We start from the raw sequence: 21,588 nt of genomic DNA, 5'->3' as shown, positions 1-21,588 counted from the left end.
CTACTAATTTGAAACGTATTGTTATCAATATATTCACTTTTAAGCCAATAGAGCAAATTGATTAGTTAGTAAGTAAAAAGCTATGAAGAGAATTTATTTACTGTTCTATTTATTAATCACACTTTAAAACTATTACACTATGGAGAAAAACGCTTACTACTTAGTTTATTCTAAATTGGTTAATGTAGAATTAAGCTATTAGTGAGCACTTAAACACACAACACAAAATATGGCTTAAAGGGATTTTAAGACATATAAAAGTCCATGACTATCTCCTTGCTCTATATCGCATTTTGGGAGACATGCTTTAGAGTAAAGGAGATGGTTTTAAAACTCAATTAACTAACCCCTTGATATAACAGACTTATCTAATACTACGGCAATAATAATCTTAATGATTTAAAGCTCTCTTATATCACTTCAATTATAAATATTATGAAACTCAAATTTTAACCAATTATGGTTACAGGATAACTATGCTTTTAAGTTTCTTAATCTGTTATCCAAACTATGCCGTATCAAATAATTATTACTTATTTTACAATGCCAAATACCTTACCTGATAATAAGCAAAAAATTAAATTAATTGGAATTGTAAAAGACAGTCAAGGTGTTCTTGGTGGTGTACACATATCTACCAGTGACAATAAAGTCGCAGCAACTGATTTAAGCGGGAAATACACTATTGAGATAAGCGCAGGTGATAAAATTACTTTTTCAATGATAGGGTATAAACAGCAGACTATTACTTATTCAGATTATCACGGTTCTATATTAAATATTACTCTTTTAGAAGATAGTAGTACACTGGATGAAATTGTGGTTAATGCAGGATATTACAACGTTAAAGATCGTGAACGTACAGGAAGTATTGCTCGTGTAACTGCAAAAGACATTGAATTTCAACCTGTAGTTAATCCATTGCAGGCTATACAAGGAAGAGTTGCAGGGGTTGACATAACCCAAAGTAGTGGTGTCGCAGGAGGTGGAATGAATATAGAAATACGAGGACGTAACTTTTTAGATAGTTCTAATTCTGGAAGGAATAACCCAATGTATATTATTGATGGGGTACCGTTTATTTCGGAAAATTTAGGTAAGAACAATGGAAATTATGCAACGGAAATACTACCCAATAACATCTCTCCTTTAAATGCCATTAATCCATCAGATATTCTAAGTATAGAAATACTAAAAGATGCTGATGCTACAGCTATTTATGGCTCACGTGGGCTAATGGCGTAGTTTTAATTACTACAAAAAAAGCCAATAGCGATAAAATGCGCTTTACTATTTCTTCCTCTACTGGTTTTAGTAAAGTACCAAAGTTTGTACAGATCATGAATACCGATCAATATCTTCAAATGCGTGAAGAAGCATTTAAAAACAGTGGTGTTACTTCTTACCCAATTAATGCTTATGATTTAAACGGAACATGGGATAGAAATCGCTATACCAATTGGCAAAAAGAATTAATAGGAAACACTGCTATTGATAAAAACATTGCTTTAAACACAAGTGGAGGAAATCAATATACATTATTTAATATCAATCTTAATCACAATGAAAACACTACTGTTTTTCCAACAGACAAAGGATATAAAAGAAATAACCTCCTACTTAGTTTAAATCACCGAAGCAAGGATGATCGCCTTGCAATAAACACAACCACTACCTACTCAACTCAGAGCAATAATCTTTCTGTTACAGATATAACTCAACAAGCAATTAAATTGGCGCCTAATGCACCAAAACTGTATGATGACAAGGGTAATCTTAATTGGCAAAACGGAACTTTTGAAAACCCAATTGCTCAATTAAATGAAACTTATGAAAACAAAACAAATACGCTAATCTTAAATGCTAATTTGTCTTATAATTTTTTATCTAACACTTATTTTAAAATAAATACAGGGTTAACCAATAATAACTTTGAAGAGTGGAAAATTAGTCCTTATACAATTAACAATCCAATCTATGGACTAACAAGTGATGATTCCTCAAGTAGTAAGGCGGATCAAAAATTCAATACTTATTAGTAGAGCCTCAAATAGAATATAAAAAAATCGATTAATAATCATCTTTTAGTGTTCTTGTTGGAACAACCTATCAAACATCTACCAGTACTAATTCACAAATTAGAGGAGTTGGTTATTCTTCTGAATCACTGATTAGAAATATTGGCTCCGCTAAGCAAAAAATATATAGGAAATACGTATAATTCAACCTACAAATATGTAGCCTTATTTACTCGATTAAATTACAATTACAGCAACAAAATATATTTAAAACTTAACTGCTCGAAGAGATGGCTCGAGTCGTTTTGCAGAAAATAATAGATTTGGAAACTTTGGGGCTATTGGAGCTGCGTGGTTGTTTTCTAACGAGTCACTATTATCTGGTAATAGTTGGTTGAGCTTTGGTAAATTAAGAGGAAGCTATGGTGTTACAGGAAGTGATAATATAGGAGATTATGCGTACTTAAATACCTATAGTGTTGTTTCAACTTCATATAATTCTGAGAGCGGATTAACTCCTACATCACTTTATAACGCAGATTACAAATGGGAAAAGACAACTAAACTTGAAGGTGCATTAGAATTTAGTTTGTTTAAAGATCGAATCAATTCTTCTATTGTTTATTACAACAACCGTTCAACAGACCAATTAGTTGGTCTAACTCTTGGTTCTACCACAGGTTTTTCTTCTATTTGACAAACTCTCCTGCTGTGGTTGAAAATAAAGGATGGGAATTTACTTTGAACACTCAGAACATAGTACATAAAGATTGGAAATGGACTACTAACTTTAATATCTCATTTCCTAAAAACAAACTGCTTTCTTATCCAGGATTAGAAGAAGGTACACAAAGTAGTTTTTATGTTATTGGAGAACCATTGAATATAGTTAAAACATACCAATACAAGGGAATTAATCCACAAACAGGTTTTTATGAGTTTACAGATTTTAACAATGATGGAAAAATAAATGCTCAAGATAAAGTACTTGTTCAAAATCTAAACCCAAAATTCTATGGAGGGATACAAAATACCATCTCTTACAAAAATTTTACCCTTGATTTTATTCTATTTCAAAAAACAAAAGAACTATAACATCAATAGACTATACAACCTTCCTGGTGCCGCAATCGTAAACTTACCATTTGAAATGACACAGCGTTGGTCTATCGATAATTTAAATGCGCCTTATATAGCTGCCAATACAAATTTACCTACTTCCAGTAGTAATACTCAAGCTTTTATAGATAGTGATAATTCTATTAGTGATGCTTCTTATCTGCGTTTTAAAAAATATATCTGTCTCTTATGTTTTAAAAATACCTACTGTAAATATTGAATCATTACGAATATATCTACAAGGGCAAAATCTTTGGACAATCACTTCCTATAAAGGAATGGATCCAGAATTTGCAACTTATGGGTATTTACCTCCCTTGCGCACATATGCATTTGGAATACAATTAATTTTTTAAAGCTTTAAATCATGAAAAAATATATCATAACCCAACTACTTTTTTTGATACTGGTCATTTTAACCACCTCATGTGAAAGCATGATTGAAGTTGACTTACCTGAAAATAAAATCAATGAGAAAGATGTGTATCAAAATATAAACACCACTAAAGCAGTGTTATCAACTATTTATTCCAATATAAGAGATAAGTTCTTTCTCTCTAAAAACAGCAGTGGTTTAGCATATAGTCTTAGTCTTTACACAGATGAATTAGATTATTTAGGTACTTCTACCAATGATTTATACTTAAATACGATCAATGCAGATAACAATAGTAGCCGTTTATGGTGGGATAACGCATATCAAAGCATCTATACTATCAATGCTTTTATCAATGGTGTTAGCCAATCATCTGCTTTTGAAAAGCAAATAAAAAATCAGTTATTAGGAGAAGCATATACTCTTAGAGCTTTACATTATCAGTATCTAATACAACTCTATGGAGATATTCCTTACACAACTTCAACAGATTATATCTTTAATACAAGTATTTACAAAACACCGTATCATTTAGCACTGATTGAAATTGAAAAGGATTTTTACATGCTGTAGAACTTCTTTTATGAATACAGGGACAATCAGCGGTTTTATGTTAACAAAGCAGTTGCGGAGTTACTTCTTGTAGAGAATTATTTACTGCAAAAAAAATATAGTGAAGCTGAAAGCCTTGCTCAAAAACTGGTTTATAATTCGTTGTACAACATTGAAATGAATCTTGACCAAACTTTCAAGAAAACTGCAAAAAGTACACTATGGCAAATCAGTCCACTACAAAACTCTGCTGCTACACCAGAAGCAAATCTATATCTATTTACGTCAATTACCCCAACAACAACGGTGTTAAGTAAAAAGCTAATAGATTCTTTTGACACTAACGATATGCGTTTTAAGCATTGGATAAAAGAAGTGAAATCTAATGAAAGTGTGTTATATGGTGTTTATAAGTATAAAAACAAAACAATAATACTGACGAGTACTCTGTTTTTTTCAGAATAGAACAAGCCAACTTTTTGTTAGCTGAAAGTCTTTATAGACAAGACAAAATTTCTGAAGCAGTACAAGTAATCAATACTGTACGAATCAAAAGAGGATTAAATGGTCTGCCTCTAAATATTACAAAACAAGAATTTGAAACACAATATCTTACTGAATCAAATAAAGAGTTTTTCACTGAATCTGGGCATCGATTCTTTACTTTAAAAAGACTTGAAAAACTACAGATACTTAAGGATGCTAAACCTAACTGGAGAGAATTTCATCAACTTTTTCCTATACCTGAGAAACAATTACTAATCAATAAAAATCTTAATCCTCAAAACAATGGATACTAATACACCTAAATCAATAACAAAACGTCTACCTATTTATCATTCATTGTTAATGCTTCTTTTAATTATGGGATGTAAATCACTTGATAAAACATCTCAACTAGCAGATAACAAAATAACAATACAAGGTAGAGTGACTGTAAAAGCAACGGATTCTGTACCACTTGGACTAACAACCATGAATATAAAGAACAAATGGGTGTGGAAAAACCAAGAACTACAAGTTTATGGAGAAAATGAAAGGGTGTTTGTAGATAAAAAAGGATACTATAAAATTCAAATAGAAAAAACAGATACTCTTGTTTTAATTCCAAACTATATCATTTATGGAAGGGACACAGCTGCTTATACTTTTACAGATTTCACAAAAGATGAAATACTAAATATCTCTGTTGAACCAAAGAATAAAGAATATGAGGCTCAAGTTAAAAATAATCCTACATTAAAAAATTACTTGGATAAGCATGTACAAACTGTAGATCCTGAAAAACTCATTACAATTAAGGGGAATATTTATAGTAAGAAAACACAAAAACCACTAAAAAACGTCGATGTAGGATCAGCTTTTAATAATAATACTGAAGGGACAGGTACTTATCATTTAACAGATACAAATGGTGCATTTTCTATAAAAGTACCAAAAGGATCTATGTGTAGCGTGTGGTCTTTATCTCCTAATGTTATTCGTTTTTATCCTCAAAATGATACCATTGTAAATCTTTATATGTAATTAGTTATGAAACATATTATAAATAGCATCTTGTTAGTACTGGCATTCTTGCAATTTGATTATGCAAATGCCAGTTTACAGCAAGATACTTTATCTATAGATGATAGATGGAACACTGTTTTTCCAAGTAAATTAAGTCCTGATGCTAAGTGGGGTCTTATCAGTAAAAGGTACCAAAACAAGTTCAATAAAAGCAAAGACTCTTTATTGTATATCAATACTTTAACTAAACAAAAAGTAGATATTGCTCACTTAAAAGATGTTTCCAATAATTTGCTTTACAATGATCTTGTTGTTGGAAAAGTTAATCAAGATATCATAATAGAAAAAATTGGATATCCATCAAGTAAATTACTTGTCAATAATATAAGAAAGTTTACAACCAAAGCTGTTGAAAATCAAAATCTATTAATCACTTTATCTTCTAACAATGAAATAAAAATTAGTATAATAAATAGTAAAGGACAGATTGACCGTGTTTTAATTAGTGATTTGGAAATAGGAAATTACTTTATAAACAGCAATAAAACAAAACTGGTATACCAGAAAAATGATACAGAACAATCGGTTTTTGTTGTTGATTTACAAACATTTAAAAATCAAAAGATTGATTCTTTTGACTACAAAATAGAAATGCTGTATTGGAACAAACAGCAAGATGTATTTGCATTTAAAGATACAAAAAACACAGTACATCTTGTTAACACTACAACTAATAGTGCAAAGTCCATAAAACTGAACGAAAAACAAATTGAGCGTTTTGAAATCAATTTTTACAGTAACAACGATGTGTTTGTCAGGTATAATGTTAAATCTGATAAGGAGATTCCTGCCACTGAGTATCTTGATATTTGGAATGGGAATTCAAAATTCTTATTTCCTAGTAATTTTAGAAGAAAGTATGAGATTATTTATAAAGCTTTTGTCTATAATTATCAACGTGATACTCTTGTAGAACTACACAGAACAAGAGAAAACGACTATGAATTTATTGATTTACCCAATCATCTCCTCGCTTATAATCCTTTTGATTTCCAGGACTTTGATAGTTACTTTGCAAAAATAAAGTACACACTTGTTAGAACAGATAACTTTGACTCTTTATTCTCAACTATTAGTAGAAGTAAACAATATTTAATACCTTCTCAAGACAATAAGTATGTTTTGTATATAGATAATAACAATTCAAAACAGTGGAAAATAGTGGATGTCCAAAGTAAAAAAACAATATCAATAACATCTGATACAGAGTATCGATTCATTCCTATGTGGTCGGAAAATTCACAGTTTGTTTTTTATGTAAATAATGATTTTCTAATTAAACTTAATGTGAAAAAGGGCACCCATCAAAAACTATTTAAAGTAAACAATCAATCACAGTTTACTTTTTTAAATAGTTTGACTAATAACAGTATTAACAATACTTTAGATACCAATAAACCAATCTTATTATTAACAAGTGATGAACAAGTCTCTTCAATTTATAAAATCAATAAAAACAAAATTGATACAATAGTAGAAATTAAAGATGATAATATTTCACAAGCTCGTTCAAGTTTAAAAAGTCTTACCAGTAAAGACCTTAGTACATTTATTTTTACTCAAGAGAATTACAATAAAGCAACTGATATTATGCTATTGAGAAATAATACGGTTTCAACATTACTATCAAGTGATATTCCTAAAGAGCTTTATTCTTGGAAAAAGAAAAAGAGTATCTTTTTTAAAGATAAATATCAAAAAGAGCTACAAGGAACACTTTATTATCCCAAAGATTTTGATTCAAATAAACAATATCCGATGATTGTATACACTTATAATTTCAATAGAACAGATACCAACATCTTTGAAGTTCCAACGCTTTTAAGTCAAATAGGATTTAATATTCCTTTGCTAACAGAACTGGGTTATTTTGTTTTTTATACTCAAACCTATGTTTCTGAGCAAGGTCCTGGAATATCTGCATTAGAGTGTATAACTAAAGGGATTGAAGCCATAACGCAAACCGAATCTTCTATTGATTCCAATAAATTAGGACTTATTGGGCACTCATTTGGTGGGTATAAAAGTAGCTTTATTGCAACTCAAAGCAATCTATTTAAAGCGGTTGTTAGTGGTGCAGCTGCTCATGACTTAATAGGAGGGCTTACCTATAGATATAGTAATATGAGAAATATACCGGATTGGTTCATGACAGAAAGTGCTCAATATGCATTTAATCAAAGTTATGCAGAAAATCCAGAAAAGTATTTGGCTAATTCTCCAATCTTACATGCACATAAAACAACTACTCCTATACTACTTTGGACAGGTCTTTTAGATGAAAATGTATATTGGGAAAATACCCGTAAAATGTATATTGCCTTAAAACGGTATCAAGTACCTACTATTGCTCTTTTTTACAAAGATATAGATCATGCCTTAGGATTAGATCATCCTATAGAATCCGAAGATTTAACAAAAAGAACTATTGATTGGTTTGATTACTTTTTAAGAGATAAAAAAGAAATTAAGTGGATAGAAAAGGGAATTAATTACGACAATACTTCTTGGAGTCCTTTGGATAACTTTTAAAATAAGAGAGCACCTAAAACATAGGTGCTCTCCGTTTTTACTTAATATTTACAATTCTGTAATTTCAAAAAGTGGCCTGTAATCATTTAAATTAGAATCCCAACCATACATTCTTGTTTGCTGGTTATTTACTTCTTCATAATAAGCAACTGTAGTCTCATCCAAAGTACAGTCTTTTCTATCTACAATAGTAGCTATTGGATAAGTACTTCCTACCTTATAGTGTAATGTACCAATGTATGGTGTTTGTGATTCAGCAATTTTTGTAGCTTCAATTTTATTATCAGCTTTATTACTAGCATTCATTGTGAATGCACCTACGCTTAGCATTGCAACAACGGCAAATGGCATAAGTAGGTTTTTTATCAAATGTTTCATAATGTTATCGTTTTTAAATTATATAACAAATCTCGTGTCTGTTATAAAAATGGTCGTCTTTTAAAGTTAATCTATGTCTCTTATTCACCGTAGTCGATTTATGTAGCTACCCTAAATCGAACTTTTCTATCCCTACTATACGTGTACAAAGTATAGTATTACAGCTTCAACTAAAAAAAATATAATCATGAAAAAATTCTATGAGGTAAACTTACAACTCTTTGTAATTCAAAACAATACGTGTTTTCCGCATATTTTCATAGTATAATTAATTCTATCATTTAAGTAGTAGAGTATTATTTTTATTAATAATAGCACAAAGTTAGGCAATGCCTTGCGGTTCGCTAACAAGAAATTCCCCCATAAATGCTTGACTAAAGTCTGCGCTTTATTGCGTTGCTTGCGCTCGCTAAGCCATTACCAATTGTGGTTCCATAATTAATTTAAAAATTTAATAGTATGGAAACTAAAGTTTTAAACAAAGAATGGCTTATCGCCTCAGAAGTAGAATTAATTTACAAATCAAAAGTAAAGGCTTCACAGAGACCTCAGATTACATCTTCTTACAGTGCTTATCAAATAGCATTAAAAGCGTGGGATGGTAATAAGATTGAATTATTAGAACAGTTTAAAGTCCTTATGCTTTCAAACAACAATAAAGTACTTGGAGTATTAGAAGTTTCCTCAGGAGGAATAACAGGTACAATAGTAGATTTGAGAATCATTTTTTCCGCTCTTTTAAAAGCGAACGCTGTGGGATTTTTGCTTATACACAACCATCCGTCAGGGAAATTAGCTCCAAGTGATGCTGATAGACAAATTACAAGAAAGATTAAAGAAGCAAGTAAAATACTTGATATTAATCTTTTAGATCATTTAATTATAACAGTAGAGAGTTACTACTCTTTTGCAGATGAAGGCATCTTATAAGGTGCCTTTGTTTTTTTAAAGAAGTAAAACTGTAAAAGTACTTTTACAGTTTTACTTCTTTAGTATTTTATTGAAATACTTAAAAAATAGGTTTGTTCTTTTCATTAAAGCTTGTGGTTATCTGTTGTTCGAACTCATTGAAATGATGTTCTAATAGATTATATAAATAAGCATAGATAGTAAGTTTATCTTCTGCGATGACCTGAACAATACGAGAAAGTACCTTATGATGCCCAGTATCTATATACACCGATTTCCCATGACGTGCTGTGCTTTTGACATCTTTAAAAAAGACTTCTTCATAATTTGTTGAATCGCATTCTTTAGTAGAGTTCTGTTCTTTTTTTACACGTCTTTTTTTCTTTTGGTTCATCCACAGTATCTTCCTCTTCATCTCTTATACCAGGAGCATTGAGTTCAGCCTCTGTAAATCCATTAGGTCTTAGTCCATCAACCATTAGTGCCATCATAGCTTCTTCGTCAATAGCACGTTTCTTTTTAAATTCTTCTTTCATAATTACTCATTTTATATCTGTTTATTTATGTTATTAGTTAAATGTTATGCTACCTTTTGAGTTGCAATTCCAATGTTTAAGACATCAAACTGTATAAAGGTTTTATTAACAGTCAATTTGTGTGTTTGATCGTTGGGAGCTATGTAAAGTTATAGCTACGATATTGCGTTTGTCCAACAAAAATATTGCTTAGACAAATAACCAGAGATATGGACTCACTATTTAAAAACAGGTCTTTAAAGAGTTAATTTGGCGTTTACTTATAGGTGTATAAACAGTATTTATATTATAAAAAACATATTGTAAATATGTTGAAAAAGTTACCGAAAAGTAACAGCAAGTTATGTTTTGAGGCACTCCAAATAAGGTTCGAGCTTTCAAAACTACTTGCTCTTGCAGAGGGCTAGAAAACTACTCCGAAGTCGTGAGTTTTTGTTTGAATAGCAGATAGACTCAAAATAATGTGGGGTTTACGGATTTCCGTAATATAGTTAGAGAAAGTTTTAATATGTTTGCTACAATTTTAGTTAAATATATTTGACAATGACGCTATATGAAATTCATAAGAATAATGAGATAAGCGTTCGCTCATACAATGTTTGTAGAGCTAACGGTATTGATAATATTAATACTTTAAAAGAATACTATTTAGCTAATGGTTCATTTGAGAAACTTCAAAACTGTGGATATAAGTCTAATAAGGAATTAATTGACATTTGCAATAAATTTCATTTAATTATTGAGCAAAATATGATCAAAGAATCATATAACGAATCGATAAATAAAATACAGCTTAATTTAACAAGGATACAAAGAGAAGTAATTAATAGCTTTATCTATGCTAATACAAATAGTCTTTCTGCAAGAACTAAAAATGCTATTTCACTGTTTTTAAATAACAACTTTAGTATTAGAAATTTCTCAGAAAAAATTTTATCTAATAAACACTTCAATATTGGCACTCTTGAAAAATATAGGAAAAAAATCAATTCCTGAATTAGAAAATTATATTTCAATAATAAAAGATTTTATAGCTAACGTTAATGAATCTGCTGATGAGAGACAGCTAATAATATTAAAGAACAATTTTCTAATTCAACGAACGTTCTCCTTGCCACAAATTCCAAACGAAATTTTAGAATCAGAATATATATTTCTACTTACCAATTTCTTATTAGATAAAAATGTTTTATTTACTGAAAATCAAACAATTATATTAAAACAAGCACTAAAAATATATCAAGGTGAAAAAGAATTAAATCTTGAAGAAATTGCAGAAAGAAACAATTTAACAAGAGAACGAGTAAGACAAATAAGGAAAACTTGTATAGAAGAATTGTCTAATAAATTGTTATTTATCAAGAGTTTCAATGATAATTTGTTTCAAAACTATGGTTTAGACCTATCTGCTAATTTACTTGAAATTAAAGAAAATATAGTAAATAGAGTTAACACATTGAATAGAACAAACTTTTCTAAAGAATTTATTGGATATATACTTGCTGTTTATTTAAGTGATGATTTCTATTTATTAGGCAATATAGAAGATCTATTACTCCCTAAATTTTCCAACAGTAGAAGTCGACATAATTGAGCAATTTTTATCTTATAAACAAATACCTTTCAATAATTGATTACACTTCATTTGTTAATGATGTAAGCGAAAGAATAAATGAACGCATTGAAGAAACTTATACTTTCAATTTCAAAAGCTATTTATCACGTTCATTAAAGATTTCGATGTTGAGACTATAAATACAGCTCTACCGATAGCAGAAAAAATACTTATCGATGAATTTGGATTGTATCTAGATGTAAATGATAATCTTATATTTCAAAGAAATACAGTAAAACAGGTATTTGAATATGCTATTGAAGTATTAGAAAATATAGGAGAACCATCCAAATTAATAGAAATATATGATCTTCTTGAAAAAAACAATCCTGGAATTACTAAAAGCCATGATGCTTTAAGAGGTAGTCTGCAACGAACAACTGAAATTATTTATTTTGGACGAAGTAGTACTTATGGCTTAAAAAAATGGGAATCGGAAAGAAATAACATAAAAGGAGGCACAATCAAAGATATTGTGACAGAATACCTTAAAAAAAACAACGAGCCTATTCATATTTATGAAATTCTAGAAGAAATTCATAAATTTAGAGCAGACACTAATGCTAAAAATGTAATTACTAATTTAAAACTTGATCCTCAAAAACAATTTGTGATTTTTAATCAAAGTTTTATTGGGTTAAATAACAATAGTTACCATTCTAATTTAGTTGATTTGCCTAAATTTTTAGGTAAAGCGATAACAAAACATATAAGAAAAAATCACAGCATAGACATTGATACTTTAAATCACTACTATTGTGGATTATTGAATATCACTAATAAAAATATGAATTACATTATACAGCAGCTTATTGATAATAAATTCATTAATATAAACGAAAAAAAAAATTGACTGTATGAAAATACTAGAAAATAAAATACGCCAAACGTATCCACCCGAGCAACGACATATTTCATAACCTAATGTAAGATAGTAAGTTTGTCTCAAATAATAAAGAGATGAGCAAACAAGAAATGATGTACTCTCATGTAGAGGATTACAAAGCAAGTGGATTAACCCAATCAAGATACTGTGAAAGCGTAGGAATTAAATTAGCAACATTTAGTTATTGGGTAATAAAGTATAAGAATGAAAATATTCAAAATTCATCGGAGTAACTTTATCACTATAAATAAAGAGCATATTACTGAGAGCAAAGAATACGATATTATCTATCCTAATGGAGTGAAACTTCGTGTAGAAACGAAAGATTTAAATGAACTCTATTCATTAGTGAACCTTGTCTAATGTTTAGTCTGAGTAGTAGTCACCAATTCCATTTATATAAATCAGCTTGTGATATGCGTAAGAGTTTTGATAGTCTGTGTGGCATTGTTCAAAACGAGCTTAATCAAGTAGCTCACAATGGCAGTGTGTACGTCTTTATCAATCGTCGAGGTAATCAGATGAAACTTCTGCACTGGGAAACAGGAGGTTTTGTGTTATATCACAAGCGATTAGAACAAGGTACTTTTGCCTTTCCATCTCATAACAAGTCACAGATAAGTTGGAGTGATTTAGTACTTATGATAGAGGGAATTCAAGTGATAAAAAGTAGTCAAAAAAGACGATTTTCATGAAGTAAAACCGTCTTAAATTCTTGTATAAACAAGGCTTTTGACGTATATTTACTTCATGGAAATAGACTTAGAAAACTTATCGAAACAAGAACTTTTGGCACTTATAAAACAGCAGTCAAAACTATTTCCAAGCAAGAGAAATAAATACTAAGTTAGAAAAGAAAGCTACTGAGTTAGAAGAAAAGACCTCTAAACTAGAAGAAAAAAAATACGATACTGGAATATCGAGTAAAGCTACTTGAACGCATGAAGTTTGGTCAAAGCCGAGAACGTTTTGAGGATCCTAATCAAACTCAGTTACCTTTGGATGTTGAACAAGCAGTCTTAGAGGAACAAGAAGAAGTAATCAAACAAGAGATTACCTACACTCGTGAAAAGAAGAAACATCCAGGACGAGCGAAACTTCCTGATCATTACCTGTAGAAGAAATAGAAATTCACCCAGAAGGGGATCTATCTGATAAGGTCTGCATTGGTAAAGAAATTACAGATGTGTTAGATTATGTTCCTGGTTACTTTAAAATCAAGCGTTACATCCGATATAAATACGCGACCAAAGACAAAGAAGATACCCAAATTAGTATTGGATTACTCCCAGAGCGAATTATAGATAAAGGAATAGCTTCAGAAGGACTTCTATCAACTATATTGGTTGACAAATATGTAGACCATCTTCCTCTATATAGACAAAAGCAACGCTTTTCAAGAGAGAATATCGATATTGCTTCCTCTACAATAGATGGTTGGGCAGCTCAAAGTATGGATGCTTTGAAGCCACTATACCAAAAGCTGGTGATGGACATCAAAAACGAAGGTTATCTTCAAGTTGATGAAACCACCATCAAAGTCTTAGATGAGAAAAAGAAAGATAAATCTCATCTTGGTATTATTGGGTGTATCACGCACCTATATCCAAACTCGTGATGTTTAATTACAGTCCTACTCGTGCTAGTAGTGCTGCATTACCCATATTAGAAAACTTCAAAGGATACCTGCAAACTGATGGTTATAGCGGGTACAAAAGCCTATGGAAATAAGTCAGATGTTACACATCTTGGGCTGTTGGGCACACGCTCGTCGTGAATTTGAGAGAGCATTAGACAATGATAAAATAAGGGCTCAGCATGTACTCGTAGAAATACAGAAATTATATGCTGTAGAGAAAAAAGCAAAAGAACAAAACTTAGCTCCTGACCAAATCAAGAACTTCGTCTAAAAGAGAGTTTACCTATTATCAATGAACTGGGTAAATATATGTTCGCTCAGATGAAACTTACATTACCTAAAAGTCAAATAGGTAAAGCTTTTGCTTACTCACAAACAAGATGGGATAACCTTAGTGCGTATTTATACAATGGAAACTTACAGATAGACAACAACCTTGTAGAAAATGTAATTAGACCTGTAGCCCTTGGACGTAAAAACTATCTCTTTGCTGGTTCTCATGATGCTGCGCAAAGAGCAGCTATGGCCTATACATTTTTCGCTAACTGTAAAAACATGACGTTAATCCATACCAATGGTTAAAGTATGTTCTTGAAAATATTCAATCCATAAACCACAAGAATATCACAGATCTATATCCTCATAATTATAAGAAGTTAATTACAAACATTGTAGAATAATAGTTACTCCTCACAAGATGTACTTGCTCGGGTGCATACGTCTAAAGGAGTCATTATAACGTTACTCAATCCAAATTTTGAATTACTAGCTTGGTAGTGGATCAATTCCCACCGATGTAAATCGCGCATGCATTTGCTATATGTAGTGGTGCTACCAATTTTACTGCGATTCATTAGCTCGGATCGGTTAATACCAAAGCTAGAAGCAAAGTGGAGGTTGTTCCAGATTTGAAATAGAGAATAATATAGAGCAATATGCGAAGGAGTTGCCTCTGTATTTGTTCTGAAAAATTCTGATAAAGCATTTAAGTGCCTAATGTAATTTGCCATGGGCTACAAGGGTTTATGTTAATAATAATGTCAAAATTAGGATGTGTTTTTGTTATGTTAGTTTTAGTTAATGTTTGGTATATTCTTATTTTTTGTTTATTGTTTGTTAATTATATTTATTAATTAAGTGTTTGTTGATTATTTCATATTTTTAGCCGTTTTATCATTGTGATAAATAAGATGTAAATCCATAAATTGATTAATGAAAAATTTAAATGAAGCTTTAAGGAAAAAAGAAAGGATTATGAATCAATATGCTCCCCATTTTGTCATGAATGAGAGAAGTTTGATCATTAGCGCAGTGCAACTGAAAAATTTGCTAGTAGAAATGCAAGAAATTACGAGTAAGAATCAATTTCGATCTCGCAAAAAAGAAATTGTCTTCTACAGCAAAGACCTCATGGATAGCATAGCCCGTTATTTTTTTATCAATGAAATAGGCCTTTTGTGTAGCACGATGCCACTAGATCAGTCGCTAAAAACACTTTATCTCAATCAGAAATGGCAGTACTACTGTAGTTTTAAAAAGCAATATTACCAACAGTATAGCGCGTACTGCACTGAAAGTGAGGTGCTAGATTGGCAAGCAATCAAACATTATTTCCAAACCAATGATCTACAGTATGCATTTACCTTTTTTGATCCCGACCATGACTTTTTATTTTCTGCTTATTTTAAAGGGCTGCAACTTATTTTAGAACAATTAGAATACGCAATGTCTATTTCTTCAGTTTTAACCAATCACCAGCCTTTGCGGTGGACTAAATCTAAGGTAGACTTAAGCTTGTTGGTGTACGCCTTGTATGAGTTTAATAAAAATGATCAAGAAAAAGTATTGTTAATTGAATGGACAGATGCTTTTGAAAAACTATTTGATACCTCAATTAGCAAGAACTTCCATCAAACCTTAAGTGCTTTTCAGAAGCGAAAAAATATAGATCACACTATTATTTCTCAATTAGCCGACATTATTCAAACCAAATACATGGATATAGAAGTGTAAGGCAATGCATTTGTTTTCAGAAAAACCTGTTTAAAACTAAGGAGGTTCTAAACCTCCCTAGTTGTTTTGAATAATTCAGCTTGCTATTCTTCTTCTTCAGTAATTTGGCTTACCGCTGATAGGATACCTCCTGCAACTGCCATATAAGTTGCAATGGTGGTAGCAATAACGGGTAGGGCCACTGGAGCCGCGAGAATTCCTCCGCTAATAGCGACTAAACTTAAGCCAATGGTTCTTAGCGTTTTGAAGAACTTTGGTGTTGGTGCTTTGGCACGTCGAATGATTTGTTTCATAATTTCCCTCTTTTTATTAGATTAATAATTTCGTCTTCAGACGCTTCTTTAATAGTTAATTGTAGCAGTTGATCGGTGGGTATTGCTCCTGCGTGTTCTAATAACCGTTGCAGAGCTACCTTAGAACGATGTCCCCAAGTGGAGCTTATAATTCGACTAACGGGGGCAATGCATCCTTGTAATTCTAGTTGTACATTGTTGGCAGAATGAAAGAGAATGCCGTGGCGATTGGGCACCTTTTTAATTGCCATGTGATGCTTAAAATGTTCCGTATAACGCGGTTGTACAGGATAAGTTCCCTCAGGTATACAAGAGATATACGCCTTGTTTTGTAACCAGGGTAATTCTAGCGTAAAGCAGATGTTTTTATCATTAAACTGCAGTAGCCCATGGGTGGCATCAGAAAGGTAAACCCGGTGTAATGTTAATTTATTCATCGATTCATGTTTATTGATTATTGACTTCAAAGGTGAATGAATTGTAAAAAACAGAAAATAGGTAGGGGAATCGTTTGTCCTAATTTGTCCTAATTTGTCCTAATTTGGGATAAAAAAGGAGTAAATGTCCTCTTCTGGTTTACTATGCAAACAACTAGTGAACAACTAGAAAATAGGTCTGTCGTTTTCTTACCTTCAACCGCGTATTAACTTCGAGATATTAGCAAGGAATGGAACAGCGAAAACCAAAAAAAGCAAGAATGATTATTTATGCCGTTGATGTTGTAGAGATAACGGGTAAAAGCTATAAAACGGCCTTGAGACTTTTGATTGCCGTGCGGATTTTTTACGATAAACCACCTGGAACCTTTGTTTCATATCGAGAGTTTTGTGCTTTTATGGGGCTGGATGAACAAGAGGTATTGGAGATGCTAAATAAGTAAAATGAAAGCATAACGGAGAAAAAAATGCCTAAAAGAGCCTTAAATGAAAGTTTAAGGCTCTTTTATTTTGTCTAAACCCTTTGATATTCCTAGTGGTTGCTGAGCACTTTTTGTATGTACCATTAGATCTTCTTTATGGGTTTGTTTTGTCTTTCTTTTGGGTTTGTTTGGTAAAAGGCCCTCAAACCAAGCAAACACAAGCATACCCAAAACAAACCTAAAAGGAACTATAAACTTGTTGTTGTTAGTGTGTTGATTAATAGCGTTTTGTGGTTTTTTGTGCTGGACAAAAGTGGAAGTTTGTGCCCATTTTAGGACAAAAGAGGAGGTTTATGCCCATTTTAGGACAAAAGTGGAGGTTTATGCCTATTTTAGGTCAAAAGTGGAAGTTTATGCCCATTTTAGAACAAAAGTGGAAGTTTTCACCTTTTTTAGGACAAAAGTGGACAAATACGGAAGGGGGTATTGTACGTGTTTTTTTGTTTTTTTAGTATTGCAATGAGAACATTAGTGAAGGTAGCTACGACGCATAATCTCAAAAATTAGTAGTAATCAAGTAAACGGTACAATCATGGGAAAAATGGATAATGGATTAACAGGTGGTTTTAGAGGAAAACTCGGAACACTTGTAGGAGCAAAGATGAACGGACAGTATATTGTTCGCAATGCACCCAAAAAAGGAGGAAGACAACCAACACTGGCTCAGTTGAATCATCGACAGAAATTTAGATTGGTTTCTAAATTTTTGCGTCCGATAAACAAAGTAATCAAGCGCTTTTTTGATCCAGATACGGAAGCTAAGTCTAAACTAAATGTCGCTTTAGCGTATCACCTGAAAGAAGCGGTGAAACAGGTGGAGGGGGAGTATGTGATCGACCTTGAAAAGGTAGTCATAACCAAAGGGATTCTCCTCACTATTTTTGTGGATCAGGTACTCTTAGAAAACAAAGAATTTACCATCACTTGGAGTGCAAACCCGTTGTTTAATAGAATAGGGGCAACAGACGCACTGACGCTTATTCTCTATCAAAAATCAACCAAATCTCTGTTTGTTTTTGAAAATGTAGCCAAACGAGATGCAATGGAATTTAAATTTCAATTACCAGGTAGTTTCGAAGATACTGGGTATGCACTCTGGGGTTTATGTTAGATGAAGCAGGAGTTGAATGTAGTTCAAGTGTCTTTCTGGGAGAATATTAGATGGTTAACGGTTAACGGTGAACAGTTAACGGCTGATGAGTTAATTGGTTAGAAGGGTTAGTTGGTTAGAAGGGTTTCCGCTTAAACATTCTAACCCTTCTAATCGCTCTAACCCATCATTTAAAGTGAATAAAAAAATTGTTTAAAAATAAAAAGGCATGGCAAAATTAGAAAATGGAATTTTCGGGACGTTCAGTGGAAAAGTAGGGAATATAGTAGGGGTAAACATAGGAGGAAGGAACTATATAAGAGCTGCTCCTCGCAAATCTTCAAAAGAACCATCCGCTTCTCAGTTGAAATACCGCGAAAAGTTTAAGCTGATTTCGAGTTTTCTTCGTCCTTTTAATCCAATATTTACGCGTTATTTTGGAAATGATCAAGGCGTGAAGTCACGCGTAAATCAAGCTTTATCGTACCATATCAGAGAGGCAATGGTGGAACAAGATGAAAATTTTAGTATTGATATGGAAAAGGTGGTTTTGAGCAAAGGCACTCTTCCTCTGGTTAACGTGATTGATGTTCATACTGAAGACTGCTCAGTTACGTTAAATTGGACGCTTATTGAAGGTGCTAATTTCGGAAATGGGGATGATTTACTTACTGTGGTGGGGTACAATCTGCAAAATGGAAATCTTATGATACACGAAAAAGTGGCTACGAGAGACGCCTTAACAGCAAGCGTATTGTTGCCAATGATTTTTGAAATAAATGGGTTTGCAGTCTGGCTGTTTTTTACTAATAGGGAAGATACCGAATGTAGTACAAGTGTTGTGCTACTAGTAGATTAAAAGGGTTGATTGTTGTTTGTCGTTTGTCGTTTGTTGTTTGTTGTTCGTTGTTCGTTGTAGAGATTCTCAATCTTTAGAAAATTTACTCTTTTCTTCTTTATCTCATTAGGTTTAAATTTTATTTTGGTATTTGATGAATATATCTCACAGGGTTTATATTGGTTTTGGTGTTCGATGAATCTTCACTACGTTTCGATTTTCGTTACGCTACGATTTCTTCTTTCCTTTTTTGAAGTGATTGACGGATGCGATTTATCTCATTAGGTTTATATTTTATTTTTGTACTCGATGAATATATCTCACAGGGTTTATATTGGTTTTGGTGTTCGATGAATCTTCACTACGTTTCGATTTTCGCTGCGCTACGATGTATCCTTCGTCGAAATGACATGACAGGAATGATTGACGAGCGTTGATTGACGGATGCGATTTATCTCATTAGGTTTATATTTTATTTTTGTATTCGATGAATATATCTCACAGGGTTTATATTGGTTTTGGTGTTCGATGAATCTTCACTACGTTTCGATTTTCGCTGCGCTACGATGTATCCTTCGTCGAAATGACATGACGGGAGTGATTGACGAGCCTTAAAAAATTGTCTATAAAAGACAAACATACTTACCGCAGCAAGAACTAAACCGTTAACCGTTCACTGTTAACCGTTCACTGTTCACTGTTCACTGTTAACCGTTCACTGTTAACCGTTAACCGTTCACCGTTCACTGTTAACCACTTGCCCCCCAGCATGACGCCTCGACACAGAAGATACCCAACAAAAAAAGCTTAATCAACCGATTAAGCTTTTATATTTTCACTTTGAATACTATTTATTTTGAATCAGCTTTTCCAAGCGGTTCATCATGTCGTCTTTTTCTTTCAGCATACGCTCATACAACGCAATCTTTTCTTCGTGAAGCTGAACAATTTTATCAATAGGATTATTATTAAATACTGGACTATAATTTACCAATCCTTGTGTGTCATGAAATGTACTAGATATAATATTAATCGCTTGTTGTTCATCAAAATTCTCAATTGCTTCAACGGGTATTTTCAACACTTTTGAAATCTGTTGTAAGAGGGAATGATTAATTACTTCTTTCTGTTCCAGTAAAGAGATCTTCTTTTGATTCCAATCTTCTCCTAAATCAAAGGCAAGAACTTCTTGCTTGATTCCAAGCATTTCTCTAAAACGCTTTACATTTCTTCCTTGGTGTACTGCATGTTCCATACTTAATCGCTGAATTAAAAGGCTCAAAGATAAAGCCAATGATTTAAAAAGACTGAATGGTAAAGTTAGAAAATTATCTGGTAAAATATCCTACAACATGAATATTATAACGGATAAGCTCATCTTTTGCTTTTTTGTTTGTTGTAGAACAACCGTCAACAAACAACAATCAACCCTCAATTCTTTCGATTAGCGAACAAATGTCTACTCAGAAAACCCAAACCGTTAACAGTTAACCGTTCACTGTTAACCATTTTGAACACCCAGCACAAACCTCACAATAAAAAAAGCAACTTCCAAAGAAATTATTTGGCAGAAGAAGACCAAATAGTTCGCTTCCTACTACTAAAAATCACTGTGTTTAAGCAGACAAAGACACTCTATATTGCATATCGCAATATGAAATATATGCAACAATCAAAACGTAATTTAAAACCACAAGACATCCTAATACTCTTAAAAATCATTACTTTAGGAACACAAACTTGGTATCATCATACCATAGCACAAGAGTTAGGACTAAGCCAGTCAGAGGTTAGTCAATCGCTTAACCGTTCAAAGTATGCTGGTTTAATAGATCAAGCAAGGAAAAAAGTAAACAAAATAGCTTTTACAGCGTTTTTATTACATGGTGTGGCTTATGCTTTTCCACAACAGCCAGGTGCTATTGTGAGAGGCGTTTTGACCGCACACGCTGCTGAACCCTTGAACAAAATAATTTCTTCTACTGAAAAATACGTTTGGCCTTATGCCAAAGGTCTAGAAAGAGGACAAGCAATCGAACCATTATACCCTACTGTAGTAGAGGCAACATTAAGCGATAAAAAATTATATGAACTACTAACATTGGTAGACGCCATACGGGTAGGGAGAATTAGAGAAAAAGAAATTGCAAAAAAAGAATTAGAAAAAAGAATATTGAATGCATAATAAAGTTATTACCTAGCTTTAGTAGCACAAGTGGCTAAAGGCTTGAAAGAGTTAAATGAAAAAGTGGTATTCGTTGGTGGTGCTGTGATTAGTTTATATACCGATGACCCTGCTGCAGACT

Annotated in this window: 27 protein-coding genes and 1 pseudogene; 22 read left to right on the top strand and 6 right to left on the bottom strand. The window is 32.2% G+C overall.

The window, feature by feature from the left end; translation table 11 throughout:
* Window positions 1-510: 510 nt before the first annotated feature.
* The 9 genes from FBR08_RS17040 to FBR08_RS16675 all read left to right on the top strand — a co-directional run bounded on the left by FBR08_RS17040 (window position 511) and on the right by FBR08_RS16675 (window position 8,166).
* Entirely contained in the window at window positions 511-1,245 is a 735-nt protein-coding gene (locus FBR08_RS17040) for a TonB-dependent receptor plug domain-containing protein (protein WP_233266162.1), read from the top strand.
* 35 nt (window positions 1,246-1,280) lie between these two features.
* Window positions 1,281-2,039: a SusC/RagA family TonB-linked outer membrane protein gene (locus tag FBR08_RS17035; protein WP_233266161.1), complete on the top strand. Its 759-nt coding sequence runs from the start codon at window positions 1,281-1,283 to the stop codon at window positions 2,037-2,039.
* Between the two features lie 373 nt (window positions 2,040-2,412).
* Entirely contained in the window at window positions 2,413-2,715 is a 303-nt protein-coding gene (locus FBR08_RS17030; protein WP_233266160.1) for a hypothetical protein, read from the top strand.
* Window positions 2,716-2,729: 14 nt separating this feature from the next.
* Complete coding sequence (locus tag FBR08_RS17025) at window positions 2,730-3,113, top strand: hypothetical protein (protein ID WP_233266159.1); 384 nt, start codon at window positions 2,730-2,732, stop codon at window positions 3,111-3,113.
* A 424-nt stretch (window positions 3,114-3,537) separates the two neighbouring features.
* Window positions 3,538-4,086, top strand: a complete 549-nt coding sequence (locus FBR08_RS17020) for a RagB/SusD family nutrient uptake outer membrane protein (RefSeq protein WP_233266158.1) — start codon at window positions 3,538-3,540, stop codon at window positions 4,084-4,086.
* A 156-nt stretch (window positions 4,087-4,242) separates the two neighbouring features.
* Window positions 4,243-4,530 carry a hypothetical protein gene (locus FBR08_RS17015; RefSeq protein ID WP_233266157.1) on the top strand — a complete coding sequence of 96 codons (288 nt, stop codon included), beginning with the start codon at window positions 4,243-4,245 and terminating at the stop codon, window positions 4,528-4,530.
* Between the two features lie 14 nt (window positions 4,531-4,544).
* Window positions 4,545-4,865 (top strand): RagB/SusD family nutrient uptake outer membrane protein, encoded by a 321-nt coding sequence (locus tag FBR08_RS17010; protein ID WP_233266156.1) that lies wholly within the window; start codon window positions 4,545-4,547, stop codon window positions 4,863-4,865.
* A complete protein-coding gene (locus FBR08_RS16680; protein ID WP_158963196.1) occupies window positions 4,855-5,592 on the top strand; it encodes a hypothetical protein in 738 nt (245 codons plus the stop codon). The genes FBR08_RS17010 and FBR08_RS16680 overlap by 11 nt, the downstream gene beginning before the upstream one ends.
* 6 nt (window positions 5,593-5,598) lie before the next feature.
* Window positions 5,599-8,166 carry a prolyl oligopeptidase family serine peptidase gene (locus tag FBR08_RS16675; RefSeq protein ID WP_158963195.1) on the top strand — a complete coding sequence of 856 codons (2,568 nt, stop codon included), beginning with the start codon at window positions 5,599-5,601 and terminating at the stop codon, window positions 8,164-8,166.
* 48 nt (window positions 8,167-8,214) lie between these two features.
* Here FBR08_RS16675 and FBR08_RS16670 read toward each other — a convergent pair whose 3' ends face one another.
* Window positions 8,215-8,544, bottom strand: coding sequence for a hypothetical protein (locus FBR08_RS16670; protein WP_158963194.1), 330 nt, complete (start codon window positions 8,542-8,544; stop codon window positions 8,215-8,217).
* Between the two features lie 459 nt (window positions 8,545-9,003).
* Between FBR08_RS16670 and FBR08_RS16665 the strand changes: the two genes are divergently transcribed.
* Window positions 9,004-9,474: a JAB domain-containing protein gene (locus FBR08_RS16665; protein WP_158963193.1), complete on the top strand. Its 471-nt coding sequence runs from the start codon at window positions 9,004-9,006 to the stop codon at window positions 9,472-9,474.
* Window positions 9,475-9,553: 79 nt separating this feature from the next.
* On the opposite strand, the gene FBR08_RS16660 is transcribed toward FBR08_RS16665, so the two are convergent.
* A complete protein-coding gene (locus FBR08_RS16660; RefSeq protein WP_233266155.1) occupies window positions 9,554-9,868 on the bottom strand; it encodes a DUF3408 domain-containing protein in 315 nt (104 codons plus the stop codon).
* The gene (locus FBR08_RS17005) at window positions 9,798-9,989 is read right to left on the bottom strand and encodes a hypothetical protein (RefSeq protein WP_233266154.1); all 192 of its coding nucleotides are present in this window, start codon (window positions 9,987-9,989) and stop codon (window positions 9,798-9,800) included. The genes FBR08_RS16660 and FBR08_RS17005 overlap by 71 nt, the downstream gene beginning before the upstream one ends.
* A 543-nt stretch (window positions 9,990-10,532) precedes the next feature.
* On the opposite strand from FBR08_RS17005, the gene FBR08_RS16655 reads away from it, so the two are divergent.
* From FBR08_RS16655 to FBR08_RS16625, 7 genes and pseudogenes are all read left to right on the top strand, one after another.
* The gene (locus FBR08_RS16655; RefSeq protein WP_158964093.1) at window positions 10,533-10,985 is read left to right on the top strand and encodes a hypothetical protein; all 453 of its coding nucleotides are present in this window, start codon (window positions 10,533-10,535) and stop codon (window positions 10,983-10,985) included.
* Window positions 10,954-11,583, top strand: a complete 630-nt coding sequence (locus tag FBR08_RS16650; RefSeq protein WP_199268613.1) for a sigma factor-like helix-turn-helix DNA-binding protein — start codon at window positions 10,954-10,956, stop codon at window positions 11,581-11,583. The genes FBR08_RS16655 and FBR08_RS16650 overlap by 32 nt, the downstream gene beginning before the upstream one ends.
* A gap of 208 nt (window positions 11,584-11,791) precedes the next feature.
* Window positions 11,792-12,457 carry a hypothetical protein gene (locus FBR08_RS16645; protein ID WP_158964091.1) on the top strand — a complete coding sequence of 222 codons (666 nt, stop codon included), beginning with the start codon at window positions 11,792-11,794 and terminating at the stop codon, window positions 12,455-12,457.
* Window positions 12,458-12,564: 107 nt separating this feature from the next.
* Window positions 12,565-12,723, top strand: coding sequence for an IS66 family insertion sequence element accessory protein TnpA (tnpA, locus tag FBR08_RS17000; RefSeq protein WP_233266153.1), 159 nt, complete (start codon window positions 12,565-12,567; stop codon window positions 12,721-12,723).
* 129 nt (window positions 12,724-12,852) lie between these two features.
* A complete protein-coding gene (gene tnpB, locus FBR08_RS16635; protein ID WP_262885170.1) occupies window positions 12,853-13,185 on the top strand; it encodes an IS66 family insertion sequence element accessory protein TnpB in 333 nt (110 codons plus the stop codon).
* A 216-nt stretch (window positions 13,186-13,401) separates the two neighbouring features.
* Window positions 13,402-14,809, top strand: a pseudogene (gene tnpC, locus FBR08_RS16630) (IS66 family transposase); the annotation flags it as partial.
* 574 nt (window positions 14,810-15,383) lie between these two features.
* Complete coding sequence (locus FBR08_RS16625) at window positions 15,384-16,142, top strand: hypothetical protein (RefSeq protein ID WP_158960349.1); 759 nt, start codon at window positions 15,384-15,386, stop codon at window positions 16,140-16,142.
* 83 nt (window positions 16,143-16,225) lie between these two features.
* Here the strand turns inward: FBR08_RS16625 and FBR08_RS16620 are convergent, their stop codons facing one another.
* Both FBR08_RS16620 and FBR08_RS16615 read right to left on the bottom strand, forming a co-directional pair.
* Window positions 16,226-16,435, bottom strand: coding sequence for a hypothetical protein (locus FBR08_RS16620; protein ID WP_158960346.1), 210 nt, complete (start codon window positions 16,433-16,435; stop codon window positions 16,226-16,228).
* Window positions 16,432-16,872, bottom strand: coding sequence for a DUF5675 family protein (locus tag FBR08_RS16615; protein WP_158960344.1), 441 nt, complete (start codon window positions 16,870-16,872; stop codon window positions 16,432-16,434). Before FBR08_RS16615 ends, FBR08_RS16620 begins: the two co-directional genes overlap by 4 nt.
* 230 nt (window positions 16,873-17,102) lie before the next feature.
* Here FBR08_RS16615 and FBR08_RS16610 point away from each other — a divergent pair, with 230 nt between their 5' ends.
* From FBR08_RS16610 to FBR08_RS16595, 4 genes are all read left to right on the top strand, one after another.
* Window positions 17,103-17,315, top strand: coding sequence for a hypothetical protein (locus FBR08_RS16610; protein WP_158960341.1), 213 nt, complete (start codon window positions 17,103-17,105; stop codon window positions 17,313-17,315).
* 332 nt (window positions 17,316-17,647) lie between these two features.
* On the top strand, window positions 17,648-17,806 hold the full coding sequence (locus FBR08_RS16605; protein ID WP_158960339.1) for a hypothetical protein: 159 nt from the start codon (window positions 17,648-17,650) through the stop codon (window positions 17,804-17,806).
* A gap of 80 nt (window positions 17,807-17,886) precedes the next feature.
* On the top strand, window positions 17,887-18,465 hold the full coding sequence (locus FBR08_RS16600) for a DUF6266 family protein (RefSeq protein WP_158964087.1): 579 nt from the start codon (window positions 17,887-17,889) through the stop codon (window positions 18,463-18,465).
* Between the two features lie 208 nt (window positions 18,466-18,673).
* Entirely contained in the window at window positions 18,674-19,303 is a 630-nt protein-coding gene (locus tag FBR08_RS16595) for a DUF6266 family protein (RefSeq protein WP_158960333.1), read from the top strand.
* 826 nt (window positions 19,304-20,129) lie between these two features.
* Here FBR08_RS16595 and FBR08_RS16590 read toward each other — a convergent pair.
* Window positions 20,130-20,537 carry a helix-turn-helix domain-containing protein gene (locus FBR08_RS16590; RefSeq protein ID WP_158960331.1) on the bottom strand — a complete coding sequence of 136 codons (408 nt, stop codon included), beginning with the start codon at window positions 20,535-20,537 and terminating at the stop codon, window positions 20,130-20,132.
* 309 nt (window positions 20,538-20,846) lie between these two features.
* On the opposite strand from FBR08_RS16590, the gene FBR08_RS16585 reads away from it, so the two are divergent.
* Window positions 20,847-21,467 carry a hypothetical protein gene (locus FBR08_RS16585; protein ID WP_233266152.1) on the top strand — a complete coding sequence of 207 codons (621 nt, stop codon included), beginning with the start codon at window positions 20,847-20,849 and terminating at the stop codon, window positions 21,465-21,467.
* Window positions 21,468-21,588: the final 121 nt, after the last annotated feature.

This window comes from Myroides fluvii, assembly GCF_009792295.1.
Classification (GTDB): domain Bacteria; phylum Bacteroidota; class Bacteroidia; order Flavobacteriales; family Flavobacteriaceae; genus Flavobacterium; species Flavobacterium fluvii_A.
Note: the sequence above shows the minus strand (reverse complement) of the source record. Positions and strands in the feature narration are given on the sequence as shown.